Origin of the sequence: Curtobacterium sp. MCBD17_035, assembly GCF_003234815.2 — a bacterium.
Classification (GTDB): Bacteria; Actinomycetota; Actinomycetes; order Actinomycetales; family Microbacteriaceae; genus Curtobacterium.
On sequence record NZ_CP126279.1, the window covers coordinates 1,401,280 to 1,416,114 of the forward strand.

The 14,835-nt window shown below is 73.4% G+C and carries 10 protein-coding genes and 1 tRNA gene; 9 read left to right on the top strand and 2 right to left on the bottom strand.

All coding sequences use genetic code 11. From position 1 onward, the window contains the following. The first annotated feature begins 249 nt into the window (after positions 1-249). The 7 genes from DEI93_RS06660 (at position 250) to DEI93_RS06690 (ending at position 8,137) form a co-directional block, all read left to right on the top strand. On the top strand, positions 250-1,500 hold the full coding sequence (locus DEI93_RS06660) for a transferase family protein (protein WP_111008711.1): 1,251 nt from the start codon (positions 250-252) through the stop codon (positions 1,498-1,500). Further along, on the top strand, positions 1,497-2,900 hold the full coding sequence (locus DEI93_RS06665) for a Wzz/FepE/Etk N-terminal domain-containing protein (RefSeq protein ID WP_111008712.1): 1,404 nt from the start codon (positions 1,497-1,499) through the stop codon (positions 2,898-2,900). The genes DEI93_RS06660 and DEI93_RS06665 overlap by 4 nt, the downstream gene beginning before the upstream one ends. Further along, complete coding sequence (locus DEI93_RS06670; protein ID WP_111119148.1) at positions 2,897-4,252, top strand: O-antigen ligase family protein; 1,356 nt, start codon at positions 2,897-2,899, stop codon at positions 4,250-4,252. Before DEI93_RS06665 ends, DEI93_RS06670 begins: the two co-directional genes overlap by 4 nt. After that, on the top strand, positions 4,249-5,637 hold the full coding sequence (locus tag DEI93_RS06675) for a hypothetical protein (RefSeq protein WP_111008714.1): 1,389 nt from the start codon (positions 4,249-4,251) through the stop codon (positions 5,635-5,637). Before DEI93_RS06670 ends, DEI93_RS06675 begins: the two co-directional genes overlap by 4 nt. Continuing rightward, positions 5,637-6,890, top strand: a complete 1,254-nt coding sequence (locus DEI93_RS06680) for a hypothetical protein (protein WP_111119147.1) — start codon at positions 5,637-5,639, stop codon at positions 6,888-6,890. The genes DEI93_RS06675 and DEI93_RS06680 overlap by 1 nt, the downstream gene beginning before the upstream one ends. A gap of 83 nt (positions 6,891-6,973) precedes the next feature. Next, a tRNA-Val gene (locus DEI93_RS06685) sits at positions 6,974-7,046 on the top strand. Positions 7,047-7,138: 92 nt separating this feature from the next. Continuing rightward, a complete protein-coding gene (locus tag DEI93_RS06690) occupies positions 7,139-8,137 on the top strand; it encodes a lipid II:glycine glycyltransferase FemX (protein ID WP_181435970.1) in 999 nt (332 codons plus the stop codon). 15 nt (positions 8,138-8,152) lie between these two features. On the opposite strand, the gene DEI93_RS06695 is transcribed toward DEI93_RS06690, so the two are convergent. Beyond that, complete coding sequence (locus tag DEI93_RS06695) at positions 8,153-9,130, bottom strand: AraC family transcriptional regulator (protein WP_111119145.1); 978 nt, start codon at positions 9,128-9,130, stop codon at positions 8,153-8,155. A 74-nt stretch (positions 9,131-9,204) separates the two neighbouring features. Here DEI93_RS06695 and DEI93_RS06700 point away from each other — a divergent pair, with 74 nt between their 5' ends. Next, positions 9,205-10,182 carry an SDR family NAD(P)-dependent oxidoreductase gene (locus DEI93_RS06700; protein WP_111119144.1) on the top strand — a complete coding sequence of 326 codons (978 nt, stop codon included), beginning with the start codon at positions 9,205-9,207 and terminating at the stop codon, positions 10,180-10,182. An 86-nt stretch (positions 10,183-10,268) separates the two neighbouring features. On the opposite strand, the gene DEI93_RS06705 is transcribed toward DEI93_RS06700, so the two are convergent. Beyond that, positions 10,269-11,264, bottom strand: coding sequence for a hypothetical protein (locus tag DEI93_RS06705; RefSeq protein ID WP_146244347.1), 996 nt, complete (start codon positions 11,262-11,264; stop codon positions 10,269-10,271). A 1,032-nt stretch (positions 11,265-12,296) separates the two neighbouring features. Between DEI93_RS06705 and DEI93_RS06710 the strand changes: the two genes are divergently transcribed. Further along, positions 12,297-14,822, top strand: coding sequence for a hypothetical protein (locus tag DEI93_RS06710; RefSeq protein WP_111119142.1), 2,526 nt, complete (start codon positions 12,297-12,299; stop codon positions 14,820-14,822). Positions 14,823-14,835: the final 13 nt, after the last annotated feature.

A 14,835-nucleotide genomic window follows, 5' to 3' on the forward strand; every position in this document is an offset into this window, starting at 1 on the left:
TCGGGTCAGGGTCGGCGCACGAGCCGGACGGGTACTGGACATCGGCGCTGAGCGTCGCTATTGTCGCAGCCACGACGAGCCAGTCAACCCGCTGACGCCGCCCCGAACCGGCGTCACGACCACGGTGCCCCGGACCCCGAACCCAGGGCACGACTCGCGGCGAGGACCCGAAACCCCGCAGCGTGACGTCGAGCGAACCGACGGTGGCGTACCCGAACGCCCGGCTCCATACCCGAACGGCGCCCACCCATGCCCATTCGTGAGCGGCTCCACGACCAACTCGACCTGGTCGTGGTCCTCGGTCCCGTCCGTGAGGACGTCATCGACGCCCTGCCCGACGCCCTCCACCGACACCTGATCAGCGACGACGGCAGCGAGCTCCGTCGCGCCTACCGTCCGGACCGGGCCTGGGGGCACGTCTCCCGCCGCGCGGCCGACTCGCTCGCGGACGACGTCCTCGACGTCGCCGTCGACGGCCTGGAACCTGCCGAGATGGCGACGCACCTCCTCGACGCCGGCTACGCGGTCCTCCCGATCCGGATGCTCGTGTCCGGCGGACTGATCGCGGTCCTCGTGCCGCACGACCTCTTCGACGGCGCCTCCAGCGGCCACCACATCCGGCGCGTGCTCGCGATCGCCGCGGGTGAGCCGGAGGGGCGCACCGTGCGCCCGCCGACCCGGCGGCCGTTGGCCGCCACCATGCGGGTCGCCGGGCTCGACCGTCCCGGCCCGCTCCGTCTCGCCCGGGCGGCCCGGCGGGACGCGGAGCGACAGGTGCCACCCGACCCCCAAGTACCGGGCGGGCTCGCCGTCGACCGTGCACGGCGCCTCCGCGGGTTCCGCACCGTCCAGCTCGACGAACAGGAACTGCGCACGCTCGACGCCCGTGCGGTCGACGGAGCCGGGCGCCGCACCACGCGCGGCATGAAGCTGTCGGCCGCCGTGCTCGACGCCATCGCCGACGCCGTCCCGCCGACGACCGACTTCACCATCCGGATGAACGTCGACCTCCGTCGCTGGGCGCCCCGCGGCGAGCGGGTCCAGGGCCCGTTCTCGACGTCGTACCCGATCGGTCGGCTCCGGACGATGCGACGCGACGCGGCATCGGTGCACGAGCAGGTCCGCCGGGCGATCGAGACGCGGGCACCGCTCGCGGCCCTCGTCGGCGACGTCGTCGGCCTGGTCCGCGACCGCGTGCGACACCCGTTCCCGATCCCGTCCGGCGACGTCATCCGCACGCAGTTCGACGTCGCCCTCTCCGTCTTCCCCTCACTCATCCCGGACGCCGTCTGGCGACCGGGTGCGACCCCGCTCCTGGGCACGATCCTCGTGCACCCGGGGCACGTCGCGAACCCGTACGTCCAGATGTCGCTGGTCGGGTCCGAGGCCTCGATCGCCCTCTGGGACGAGACCGGGATCATCGACCAGGACCGATTCGAACAGTCGCTCCGAGCCGCCGTCACCCCGGCCGCTCGGGTGCGAGAGGAGCACCACGCATGATGAGCGCACCCGACGCGGTCCGCACCGTCCTCCGGCACTGGGCACTCGTGCTCGTCGCCGTCGTCCTCGGCGTCGTGGGCGGTTCCGTCTACAGCGCCACCGCGAGCCCGACGTACAGTTCGTCGTCGCAGGTGCTCGTGACGATCCGCTCGAGCGGCAGCACGACGGACCGCCTGCAGGGCGCGTCGTACATCAGCCAGGTCCTGCCGACCTACACGTCGGCGATCACGAGCTCGTCGGTGCTGGAGCCCGTCATCCAACAGCTCCACCTGTCGACCGGGGTCGCCGCCCTCGCGAAGGACGTCTCGGCGACCGCGGGGACCGACACGGCGATCATCACCGTCACGGCGGACGCGGGCAGCCCGCGCGCCGCCCGTGCGCTCGCCGCCGCGGTCACGAACCGGTTCATCCAGGTCGCACCCGATCTGCTCTCACCCACGAGCGCGGCGGGTACCAGCACCGCCACGGCCGGGGCGTCCGGGGACACGACGCCCGCGGACCTCCGGCTCTCGACCGTCAGCGTGCCGACCACCCCGACCGGTCCGACCAGCCCCGGGCGACTCGTCGTGGTCCTCCTCGGGCTCGTGGCCGGGTTGATCGTCGGGATCGGCATCGCGCTCGCGCTCGGCGCGGCCGACCGTCGGGTCCGGAGCGCCGAGCAGGCCGCCGCGATCGCCGACGCACCGGTCATCGGACGGCTCCCGCGCCTCCCGGCCCGCGCCTGGCACGACCGGTCGTCGGTCCCCGCGTGGACGGAGGCCGTCCGTGACCTCCGCGAGTCGCTCCTCGCCCGGGCAGGCGACCGGCCCACCATCACGTTCCTCGGGAGCACGACGGGCGAGGGCGTGACGACCGTCGTCGCCGACGTGGCGACGGCGTTCGCCCGTGCCGGTGTCCCGACGACCGTGCTCGACATGGACCTCCGGTCGTCCGACCTCCAGGCCGGACTCGCGGTGCGCGGAGAGCGTGGCCTCGTGGACGTCGTGAACGGCCGTGCCGAGTTGTCGGACGTCCTGCTCCGCCCGGCGTCGCTCCCCGCGTTGAGCGTCGTCCCCGGCGGCCGCGGGTCCGATGCGGGCGACGTGTTCACCGCCCGGAACCTGCAGCCGGTCGTGGACCATCTGCACGGCAGCGCCGAGGTCGTCCTCGTCGACACGCCGCCGGCGAACGGCTTCAGTGAGGCGCTCGCGGCCGCCCGCATCGCCACCGCCGTGGTGCTCGTCGTCGGCATCGGCGAGGTCACCACGCCGACGTTGAGCGCCGTGGTGGAGCGGCTCTGGACGAGCGGGCAGGAGGTCCTCGGCGTCGTGGCGGTCCGGGTCCCCGCTCACGTCCGGGTCCCGTCCGCGCACGCGGCGGCCCGCCGGTCCATCGCGGCGACCGCACCGTCCGGGGCATGAGCACGAGCGAGGCCCTGCGCTCCCGTCGCCGCGGAGCAACCGTCGTGGGCGTCGGCAGCGTGGCCGCCGTCGGCCTCGGCGCCGCCGCCGTGGCGCAACCCGCCGCGATCGTGCTCCTCGTGGCGCTGCCGCTCGTCGCGCTCGTACCCGCGGTGGCGGTCTGCTTCGCCGCCGCGGCCGACGGGGTGACCCTGCCGCTGCTGCTCACGGTGCACAGCGCCACCGCGGTGAACATGGCCGTCCTCGGTGCGACGGTCCTCGCGGCACTGCTCGCCGTCCTCCGTGGGCGGATCGACCGACGCGTCGGGTGGCCGGTGCTCGGCATGGTGGCCCTCGTCCTGCCCGCGACCGTCCTCGCGGTGTTCGAGTTGCCGTCCGCGCAGTGGCTCAGCGGCCTGCGGTACGTGTTCATCCCCCTGCTCGTCGCCCTGTTGGCATCGACGATGAGGGCGCGCACGATCCGGACGGTGCTCCGGGTGCTCACCACGCTGCTCGCCGTGAACGCCGTCGTCTCGGGCATCGAGTCCGCGCTCGGGTCCGACCGGCTCCTGGCCCTGACCGGCCTGTCCTACGGCACGAACATCCGCAACATCGGCACCACGCTCCGCGCCATGGGGACGTTCGGCACGAACTACCAGCTCGGCGCGTTCGCCGGGGTGCTCGGCGCGGTCGCGCTGCTCTGGTGGGGGACCCTCGAGGACGCCCGACGCGACCGCGTGTGGCGGATCGTCGCGATCGCGTCCGGGGTCGCGTGCCTCGTGTTCAGCACCTACCGCACGGGCATCGTCGTGTTCGTGGTCGCGATCGCGGCCGCCGTGTTCCTGACCCGCGGCGTCGTCGCCGGGTGGGTCCGCGTCGCAGCGGCCGTCGGGGGTCTCCTCGCGGTGATCGGGTTCCTGGCCGTCGGCCTCGGGAACGCGGGGAGTCTCCTGGAGCGCTTCGCGGTCTGGGGACAGCTCCTCGCCGCGTCACCGCGGTTCTTCGGACGCGGACTGGGATTCGCCGGTGCCGCGTCGCAGGCGAAGGGCTCCGCGCTCCAGGTCTTCACCGACGACTACTACATCTCGATGTGGCTGCAGTTCGGCGTGGGCGGCGTGCTCGCCATCGTCCTGTTCCTGGCGGTCGCGGTCGCGCTGTACCGTGCCGGCCGCCGCGGCAACCGCCGCGCCGCGCTCGCCGTGACGATCTGGATCGGCGTCCTCGTCGGGTTCTTCTTCGTCGAGCTCTGGGAGTACACGTCAGCCATGTCGATCGTCATGCTCGTCCTCGGCGCATCGGGCTCCCACGCCCGCGCCGTCGACACCGGGCCCGTCACCGTTCCCGCACCCCGTCCATCCAGGAGGCCGTTGTGAACACCACCGAGACCGACGGACGCACCCGCCGGGAGGCCCGGGTCGACAGCGAGGGCGTCGGTCGCCGCATCCGCACCTTCGGCTGGTTCTTCGCGACCGTCGTGGTGTCCGGGGCGTCGAGCATCGTCACCATCCCCGTGATCGTCACCCTCACGAGCGCCCACTCCTGGGCCGCGGTCGCGCTGGGGCAGGCCGTCGGGTCGTCCCTCAGCGTCCTGACCATGTTCGGGTGGGGCATCACCGGGCCCGCCCGCATCGCGATGATGCCGCGGAGCGAGCACGCCGTCGCCTACTGGGACTCCATCGTCGCCCGCTTGATCGTGCTCGTCCCCGTCCTCGCCATCACGGTCGGCGTGACGTGGGTCATCGCGCCGACCGCGCACCTGGCCGCCGTCGTCGCCGGCGTGGCGATGGCGGCGGGCGGACTCTCCGGCACGTGGGCCCTCATCGGCCGACGCGAGCCCGTGGCGCTGTTCTGGGCCGACACCGTGCCGCGCGTGGTCGGGACGGTCCTCGGGGTCGGCGCGCTCGCCCTGGGCGGTGGGCTCATCGCCTTCTCGGCGCTGCAGCTCGCCGGCGCTCTCGCCGCGTTCGTCATCGTGTCCGTGCGACTCCTCGGCGGAGTGCGGCGGCCCGCGGGCGGGGTCCACGACGCGGCCGGCGCGTGGCGGGTCATCCGCGAACAGCGCCACGGCGTCGCCGTCGCCGTCGCCGTCGCCGCGTACTACCCGCTCGTGCTCGTGATCGTCGCGCGGTTCATCCCGGCGCAGCTCCCGCTGTACGCGCTCAACGAGAAGCTCCTGCGGTTCGCGACGATGGCGATGCAGCCGGTGCATCAGTACATGCAGGCCGCGGTCCCGTCCCAGCAGGGACGTGCCCTCGTCCGCGCCCTCCGGCGCTCGCTCGCCGCGATCCTCGTCATCTCGGTGCTGGCCTGGGTGGTCTACACCGTGCTGCTGCCCGTCGCGAGCGGGCTGCTCACCGCGGGCCAGGTCCAGGTGCCCGCGTTCGCGGGACTCATGCTCGGTGCGTTCATGGGCTTCAGCGTCCTCGGGAGCTACATGACGAGCGTCGCGCTCGTGGCCGTCGACCGCGTCGGCGTCATCAGCCGCGGTTCCCTCATCGGGTTCGGCGCCGGGCTCCTCGCCGTCCTGCTCACCGCGCTCATCGGCGCGGCGGACGCCCTCGCCGCGGGGTTCGTCGTGACGGGGATCGTCACCGTCCTGTACCAGACCACCGTGTTCGTGCGGGCGATGCCGCGGCACGCGGACGTCCAGTCCGACATCGTGCTGCTCGACGCCCCCGAGCCCACCGAGCCCGCCGCACCGGGCCTCCCGCCTGCCGGATCCGGGGCCGTCGCCCCGATCGTCGTGCCGGAGGTCTGATGGCGGCACACGCTCCCGGCGACGGGGCGCACCGCCCGACGAGGGCACGCCGCCGCCACCGATGGGCGTACCTCGTCGCGGGCGGGGTGGCCCTCGTCGTGCTCGTCGGCGTCGGCGCCGTGTGGGTGCACCGGACGTCCGGCGCGGCGTCGACCCTGTCGGCCTGCGGTGACCACGGCTCCGTCCCGGCGGACGACGAGGCCGCCCCGTCGGCGTCGTCCTCGGCGCCGAGCGCACAGGTGCGGTCCGGCACGGCCGTCGACAGCTCGACCCGCGCCTCCCGGGACGCCCTGCGGCGGATGGGGGGACTCGGGTTCACCCAGGGCGACCAGCCGATGACCCTCGGCTCGGCGCGGCTGACGACGCTGTTCCGCGGGATCGCCGCCACGGGCGCGACGATCGTCCGGCTCGACCTGAACTGGGCGGCGATCGAGCCGTCCGGCCCGGACTCGTACGACCTCACCCACACGCTCGCCGTCTACCGGGCGGCGACGGCGCGCGGCCTCACGGTGCTCCCGGTCCTCACCGGCGTGCCGGGGTGGGCGAGTTCGGCGCCCGGCGGATGCGGGCCGGCTTTCGCGGCCTTCATGGACCGTGCCTCGCCCCCGATGCTCGCAGCCGGGGTGCGTGCCGTCGAGATCGGCAACGAGGTGAACATCACCGGGATGTCACCGCAGGCGTACACGCACGACCTGCTCGTCCCGGGAGCACGCGCCTTCCGTGCCGCGGGGATCGCCGCGGGCGTCACGGTCGGCGTGATCTCCACCGGCCTCGCTCCCGCCCGGACCGGGGGCGGCACGTGGTCCCCACCTGACTTCCTGCGTGGCGTCTACGCGGCCGGCGGGGGTGCGTACCTCGACGCGGTCGGCATGCACCCGTACTCCTGGCCGGACGCACCGACCGCGGACGTCGCGTGGAACTGGCTCCGCGGCGCGACGGACGTCCGTGCCGTCATGGTCGCGAACGGCGATGCCGACAAGGCCATGTGGGCCACCGAGTTCGGGTTCCCGACGAACAGCGATCGCGGCGTCTCGGACGCGCAGCAGGCGAGGTACCTGGCGGTCGGGGCGCGGATCTGGGGCGCCCGTGCGTGGGCCGGCCCGATCGTCATCTACTCGTACCAGGACCTCGACACCGGCGCCCGCGACCCCGAGGACAACTTCGGGGTCCGCGACACCGACGGGACCGCGAAGCCCGCGTACGACGTGGTGCGGGACCTCGCCGCGGCTGCAGCTGCCCAGGGCGAGGGGTAGGGCGGGTGTCGACGGACGACCGGTCCGCGCAGCCTCACGGGACCCGAGCGCTCGGTACACTGGGCCTGCCGCTCCGGCGGCGGGGGCCTTTAGCTCAGTTGGTAGAGCGCCACGTTTACACCGTGGACGTCGTCGGTTCGAGCCCGGCAGGGCCCACCTCGACAGCCCGCGTCCGTGGGACCCGTCCGATCGGTCCGCACGCTGCGGACGAGCCCGCGCCGATGCGACGCGGGAGTCAGGAGTCATCCGTGGGAACGGACATCCAGTTCCGAGTCGGCCACGACGAGCGCGAGTGGGACGCCCTCGTCGCGGCGAGTCCGGGCGCCACCGCATTCCACGACTGGTCGTGGCTCCGGATGCAGACCGACCTCCACGGTTGGCGGTTCGAGCCCCTGGTCGTCGAGCACCGCGGCCGTGCGGTCGGCGTGTTCCCCGTCCTGCTGCGGTCGCCCCGCAGAGCGCGACCCGCGGATCCGCCGTTCCCCTTCGTCGGACCGCTCGTGCCCGAGGCGCTCCTGGCGAGCACGTTGCGCCAGTTCCGACGCTGGCAGCTCGTGCACCGGGTGCCGGTCGTCCGGTTCGACTTCGGGCCCGGCGTCGCGGCGGCCGGCGAAGCAGCACTGGTCGGCAACGGATCCGAGTGGAGCGCCGACCGCACGTTCGTCATCGACCTGGTCGGTTCCTCGCCCGAGTCCCTGGTGGCCGGCATGAAACGCGGCGCGCGCCAGGCCCTCCGCGCGGCCGGACGTCACGCGGTGGAGGTCAGACCCGCGCTGCCCGACGAGGTCACGACGTTGCTGCCGCGGGTCCTGAGCGAGTCCTACGAGAGCCGGGGCGTGCCCTCGCCCTATCCCTCGGAGATCGGCGAGCGCGTCGCACGCTGGGCAGCGGATCGGTCCGACGTCTACCTCTCCACCGCACTCGTCGCGGGGGAACCGGTCGGTGTGCTCGTCGCGCTGGGGAGCCACGACGTGGTGACGGGATGGGCGGGTGGAACGCTCCGAGCGCACCGCGCCGTCAACCCGAGCACCGTGCTGTACCACGACATGCTCCAGTGGTCCCTCGCCCGGGGCCACAGCGCGGTCGACCTCGTCGGCTACGTCGACCTGGGCGTGAGCAGGTTCAAGATGTCGCTCGGGGCCGTCGAGCGGCCGTACGTCAACGCCGTCTCGTCGCCGGTGCCGCGCTTCGTGCGATCCGCCGTCGCCCGGGTCCGGGACCGTGGCACGGCGGCCGGCCCGCGCTGACACCGCCTCGCCCAGTCAGCCGGCCGCGATCGCCGGTGCCGGTGCGTCACCGGTCTGCTCCGACGAGCGGCGACGCCAGTGGGCGGGGGAGACGCCCACCGCACGCTTGAACGCGGTGCTGAAGGCGCTCTCCGAGCCGTAGCCGAGCTCCGCGGCCAGGGCACCGACGCGGACGTCGGGGTTGCGGAGCGCCCGTTGCGCGAGCAGCATCCGCCACCGTGACAGGTACGCGAGGGGTGGGACGCCGGCGACCGTCCGGAACCGCTCGGCGAAGGTCGTGCGGGACATCCCGGCGGCACGTGCGAGCTCGGCGAGGCCCCAGGACCGGCCGGGGTGATCGTGCATGAGTCGGAGCGCGGGCGCGAGCGGTTCGTCGGCGAGCAGGCGGAACCACCCGACGGGCGGACGCTCCTGCTCCAGGTACGCGCGGAGGACCTCCAGGAGGATGAGTTGCGCGTTCTGACGGATGGCGAACGCGGACCCCAGGCGTCCACTCGATGCCTCGCGGAACAGTTGCGCCACCAGGGTGGCGAGTCGGGCGGCCGCGGGCGTCGAGGCGCGGACGTGCACGAGACCGGGCAGCGCGGTCCGGAACAGCGCCTGCCCGGCCGGGTTGACCTGGATCCACCCGCCGACGAGGACGTCGTCCGTGGACAGGTCGGCCGCGGCCAACGCCATGGAGTCGAAGCGCGTGTCGGGGACGAACTCCGCAGGCGGTCCGTCGCCGACGCCACCCCGGACCTCCATGTGCGTCCGGTGGTTCAGCACGACGACGTCGCCGGGGCCCAGTTCGACGGGCCCGATCGGTCCTCCGGGTCCGTCGACGACGATGCGAGCGGAACCGGCGACGAGCGCGACGAGCTTGAGCGGCCGCGTGATCGTCCCGTGGGACGTCCACGAACCGCGGACCGCGAAGCCACCGGTCATCAGGCCGCGGACCTCGACCTGGTCGAAGACGTCGGACAGGGCGTCGCTCTGCGCGGGATGGACCATGGTCCGTACTCTGCCGCATGAGAACAGGACGCGCGACGATTCCGCGTCCGATCCTGGACGATGAGACTGAGGGCATGACCTCGCAGCAGATCCCCCTCGGGACGCCGTTCACCGCAGCCTCCACCGCAACCGACGTCCTCCAGGGCGTCGACCTCACCGGGGAGGAGGCGATCGTCACCGGTGGCCACAGCAGGCTGGGCCGCGAGGTCTCCCGCGCCCTCGCGGCCGCCGGTGCGTCGGTCACGGTCGCCGCCCGCGACACCGCCCGCGCCGCCGAGGCGGTCGCCGGGATCGACGGCGTGCGCGTCGAGCAGCTCGACCTCACCGACCCGGACTCGATCGACGCCTTCGCCGCGCGGTGGAACGAGACCGGACGGCCGGTGCACATGCTCGTGAACAACGCCGCGGTGCTGTTCACCCCCGAGCTCCAGCTCGACGCGCGCGGGCACGAACTCGCCTTCTCGACGTCCCACCTCGGTCACTTCCAGCTCACGCGTGCCCTCCTCCCGGCCCTCCGGGCGGCGCACGGGGCACGCGTCGTCACCGTGACCTCCGGCGCGGCCCGCATCGGGGGCGTGCGGTGGGACGACCTCGACTTCCGGTCCGGCTACGACCCCGTCGCGGCGTACGCCCAGTCGAAGCGGGCGAACGTGTTGTTCACGGTCGAGCTCGACCGACGCACCGCGGGGCAGGACATCCGGGCCTTCGCGGTGCACCCCGGCGTCGTCATCGGACCCGGCCCGCACGCACCCGCGCGCATCGACTCCTACCGCGCGCAGGGTCTCGTCGACGAGCACGGTGCCACCGTCATCGACCCGGAGGTGGGCAAGAAGACGGTCGAGCAGGGCGCCGCCACCATCGTGTTCGGCGCGGCCAGCCCGTGGCTCGACGGGGTCGGTGGCGTCTACCTCAAGGACAACGACGTCGCCGTGCTCGACGACGTCGAGCGCCCGGTGACCGCCGACAGCATCCCGGCCGACGCGAACTCGGCGATGCGTGACCCCGCCGACGCACGGCGCCTGTGGGAGCTGAGCGAACAGCTGCTCGCCTGAGGACGCGCGGTCGATCCCGCCGCCGACCGTACCGCGTCGTCGTTCGGTCCTCCGTCACCGCCGCCGGGTCCGTCGGGGGCTGCTGGTCAGTAGCTGATGCCGGCGAACGTCGCGTACGACGGCTTCTTGACGTGCGCGGACGTGTACAGGCCGAAGTCACCGTCGATGCCGCCGTCCTGCCAGTCGTAGAGGAACACCGGACCGAGCTGCGGGTACTTCGCGGCGACCTGGAACAGCTGGGTGATCGTCTGCTGCTGCTGCGCGACGGTGTACGCGGGGTAGCCGCCGTCGGTGCCGGTGGGCATCCCGGCCTCGGTGATCCAGATCTTCTTCGCGCTGTCCCCGTTGCTCGACATGATCGCGAGCAGGTCCGGGAGCACGGAGAGGACGTTGTAGCCCCCGTCCGACGTCGCCGGCATCGCCGGGTACACGTACGGGTGCAGGTTCAGCGCGTCGAAGCTGCCGCGCGCCCCGTCCTCGTACATCTGGTCGATGAAGTCGAACGGGTGGTAGTTGCTGCCCTGCGCGCTCCGTGTCGGGGACTCCTTGCCGTAGGGCGCCATACCGGCCATCAGGACGGTCGCCTTCGGGTCCGCAGCGTGGATCATCGGGTACACGGTCTCGAGCAACGCCGTGTACGCGGCCGGGTCCGGGGTCCCGCCCCAGTTCGCCCCGAGGTTGACCTCGTTGCCGATCTCGAACGTGTGCACGCCGAGCGCGGCGAGCTGCGTCACGGAGGACGTCATCCACCCACCGGCCGCCTTGTACCCGGCGGACTCGGGCATCGGCGCGGTGCCGTCACCGAGGATGACGAGCACGTCCAGCCCGGCCGACCGCGCGGCCGTGATCGTCTGGGTCGTCGCGCCACCGTGGCGGGTGGTGTTCCCGGCGTAGTTGTAGTCGAGGCGGACCCACGTCGCACCCGTCGAACGCATGTCGGCGAACACGGCGGTCGCCGCCGACGCGCTCATCGTGTTGATCGTGTTCTCGTACAGACCACCGGGCGAGATGCCCTTCCCGCGCCCCGAGGAGGCGGGGGAGGGGCTGGCGCCCACCGGGACCCACGCGGGGGTCCCGATCATGGTGATCGGGGTCCGCGGGGGCACCACGGCGGTCGACGAGGCGGCGCTGGCGGCCGGCGACGGCGCAGCGCTGGGTGCCGCGGCGGGCGAGGAGCTGGTCGGCGCCGCGGCGGGCGAGGAGATGCTCGGTGCGGCCGGTGCCGGCGTCCGGACTCCGACGGCGAGCTGTGCGGCAGGGAGTGCGTCGGACAGCGCGCCGGTGTGCGGTGCTGTCCCGGTCGCGGGCCCACGGGTCGTCCGGGCTTCCACCGACGCTGCTGCGGCGGACGGCCCTCCGGCCCGAGGAGCCGACGACACCTGCGGGCGCTCGCTCGCGGCCGACCCGCCCCGGACCGTCCCGCTGACCGCACCGGGCGCCGCGGGTGCCGCCACTGCGGCGCCCGTCGGGGAGGCGGGTGCACCGAAGGCCACGTCGGCGTCGCCCGCGGCGCGGGCGCCAGACGCACCGGGCCCGCTGACGCACCCGGTCAGGGTGACGCCCGCGATCACGGCAACGGCGATCGCTGCCCAGGTCCTCCGTGTCCGAGGACGCCGGGAGGACCCGGTGGGTACAGCGAGGGAAGTGCTGACGCTTCCTGATCGCGTCCGCGGCCTGCCGGTCAGGTCGTGGTGGTTGGCCATGAGACAAGGAATGCGGCAGCGTGCGCTGCGGACAATTCCCGCGTTCTGGGGACCCTCCCAGAACGTGGGACAAACGGTGCGCGACGGTGGACCGCACCGCGGACCGTCCCGGCGAGCTCCGCGCAGCGCCGGGTGCGGTGCTCGACGTCCCAGTTCGAGGGTGAAACAGTCGGCACCACTACTGCCGAGTCGCCGCCCGAACGTATCGTGGGCGCCGGCCGTCGACCGAGCGAACAGGGGCTCGGGGCACCGTCGGCGGACACGGGTCAGTCGTGTCCGCAGACCTCGTCCACGTTCTGCCGCCCATCGGGGAGGGCACACGTCGGGGTCGCGCCGATCGACGAGCCGACGAGCGACATCGCACCCACGCCATCGAGTCCCACCGACGGCGTGACCGGACAGGGAGGCAGCATGACCGGCAACCGCGGCGACCACCGTTCCGCCCACACGACCGGGGCCGGATCCCGAGCGACGAAGGGCACCCTCGCCGGCATCGTCGTCGCCGCGCTCGCCGGGGCGACCGTCATCGGCATCGCCGCGCCCGCGTCCGCGTCGCGGCTCCAGCCCGTCGTACCGGAGCCGACGGTGCCGGCCTCCCACGCCTCCACCGGCTCCGCGTCCACCGGTGCGACACCGGCGGACACCCGGGTCGACCTCACCGTCGTGCTGACGCCGCGCGACCGCGCCGCGCTGCGTGACCTGCCCGCGAGGGCGCACGGCCTCTCCGCGCACCAGCGGGGGACCCGGATCGCCGGGACGAGCCCCACGACCTCGGGTCGCGCGCGGGTCGAGGCGGCACTCGTCGACGCCGGCTTCACCGTGTCCGACGCGGGGCCCTGGAACGTCAGTGCGAGCGGGACCGTGGCCGACGCGGAGGCCGTGTTCGGCGTCCGCGTCGTCGGCACCGGCACGCAGATGCACCCCGTCGGCCACCTGACCATGCCGGCGTCCTTCGGAGGCGCGGCAACCACCGTCCTCGGCCTCGATCGGCGGCTCGTCGCGGTGCCGGCAAGCGTGCCGGGGACGTCCGTCAGCGACTTCCGCACGGCCTACTCGGCCTCGGCGAACGCCGGCGCCGGCACCACGATCGCCACCGTGCAGTTCTCCGGCTGGAACGCCGGGGACCTCGCCGCCTACGCGAACGCGGCGGGGACCGCTGTCCCGTCGGTGACACAGATCCCGATCGACGGAGCGGACCCGACCACCCCGAGCGACACGAACGGCGGGGTCGAGGTCGCGCTCGACCAGGAGACCATCCTCGGGAACGCGCCCGCGGCCGCGCAGCGCATCTACTTCGTCAACCAGGACGCCCAGGGCGTGTACGACGCCTACAGCCGCATCGCGGACGACGTCGTGGCCCACGGCATCACCGCGGTCAGCGAGTCCTGGGGGTCCTGCGAGGCCGACATGGACCAGGCCACGCACGCAGCACTCGAGGACGCCATCGACCGCATCGTCGGAGCGGGCGCGACCATGTTCGCCGCGGTCGGCGACACGGGGGCGTCGTGCCAGGGCCTGTCCGGCTCGGCGACCAGCGTCCTCTACCCCGCAGCGAGCTCCGCGGTGGTCGCCGTGGGCGGCACCAGCCTCACCGAGAACGCCGACGGCTCGTTCTCCGAGAGCGTGTGGAACAACAGCAGTGGTTCCGGCGGTGGCGGGTACGCCAGCCTCGACTCCGCGTCGTACCAGGCGGGGACGAACGCCGACCCGTCCCGGGGACGAGCCGTCCCCGACATCGCGGCCGAGGCCGACCCCTACCAGGGCCCCGGCATCTACACCAGCAGCACGAACGGCTGGGTGCTCGGTGGTGGGACGAGCCTGTCCACGCCGATGATGGCGGCGCAGCTCGCCACCACCCTCGCGGACCGCGGCTGCACGAGCGGCATCGGCGACATCCACGCCGCGATCTACGCCCACCCTCGTGACTTCCAGGACGTCACGAGCGGGTCGAACGGCACGTACCCGGCGACGGCGGGCTACGACCTCGCGACCGGTCTCGGAAGCCCCAACTGGTCGAAGCTCCGCGGCGACCTGCCCGTGTCACCGGCGTGCTCGTCCGCCCCGCCGGTGTCGAGCACCCCGCCGGTGTCGAGCACCTCGCCCACGGGGGCCCCGAGCCCGACGCCGACCGGCTCGCCCACGGCGGCTCCGACCGCCGCGCCGACGCAGACGCCGGCGCCGACCCCGGCGCCCACCCAGACCCCGGCGCCGACCCCGTCGCCCACCCACACCCCGGCACCGCCGGTGACCGGGATCTCCGCCGACGGCACCAAGCTCCTCGGCGCCACCACCATGACGGCCGGCCAGAGCATCCACTCCCCGTCGCGTCAGTACCACCTCGACATGCAGGCGGACGGCAACCTCGTCGAGTACGGCAACGGCCGCGCGCTCTGGGCGACCGGCACGACCCGGTACCACGGCGCGCACCTCGCACTGCAGGCGGACGGCAACGCCGTGCTGTACGCCGTCACGGGCAAGGCGGTGTGGGCCACGGGCACATCGGGGAAGGGAGCTGGCGCCGTCCTGAGCATCGACGACCACGGGCGCCTGAGGCTCACCCGCAACAGCTCGACGTTGTGGAACAACAAGCGCCCCGGCGCGGACACCCTGACACCGGGCGCCGTGATCACCGCCGGTCAGTCCATCTGGGACTCCGCCGAGCGACGCCAGTTCGTCCTGCAGACGGACGGCAACGTCGTCGTCTACAAGGACGGGAAGGCGGTCTGGTCGACCCGTACGAGCGGCAGGGGCGGCGCGAAGCTGACCCTGCAGTCGGACGGGAACCTCGTGCTCTACACGAAGGCGGCCAAGGCCCTGTGGTCGAGCAAGACCAGTCGGTTCGGTGGCTCCGGGATGAAGCTCACGCAGCAGAGCGACGGGAACCTCGTCCTCTACAAGAACGGCAAGGCGGTGTGGGCCACCGGGACCAACCGGTGACCTGGAAGCGCCC

Coding starts and splice junctions, on each gene's coding strand:
- DEI93_RS06660 (WP_111008711.1), top strand. CDS start 250: ATGCCCATTCGTGAGCGGCTCCACGACCAACTCGACCTGGTCGTGGTC.
- DEI93_RS06680 (WP_111119147.1), top strand. CDS start 5,637: ATGGCGGCACACGCTCCCGGCGACGGGGCGCACCGCCCGACGAGGGCA.
- DEI93_RS06695 (WP_111119145.1), bottom strand. CDS start 9,130: ATGGTCCATCCCGCGCAGAGCGACGCCCTGTCCGACGTCTTCGACCAG.
- DEI93_RS06665 (WP_111008712.1), top strand. CDS start 1,497: ATGATGAGCGCACCCGACGCGGTCCGCACCGTCCTCCGGCACTGGGCA.
- DEI93_RS06700 (WP_111119144.1), top strand. CDS start 9,205: ATGACCTCGCAGCAGATCCCCCTCGGGACGCCGTTCACCGCAGCCTCC.
- DEI93_RS06710 (WP_111119142.1), top strand. CDS start 12,297: ATGACCGGCAACCGCGGCGACCACCGTTCCGCCCACACGACCGGGGCC.
- DEI93_RS06705 (WP_146244347.1), bottom strand. CDS start 11,264: ATGATCGGGACCCCCGCGTGGGTCCCGGTGGGCGCCAGCCCCTCCCCC.
- DEI93_RS06670 (WP_111119148.1), top strand. CDS start 2,897: ATGAGCACGAGCGAGGCCCTGCGCTCCCGTCGCCGCGGAGCAACCGTC.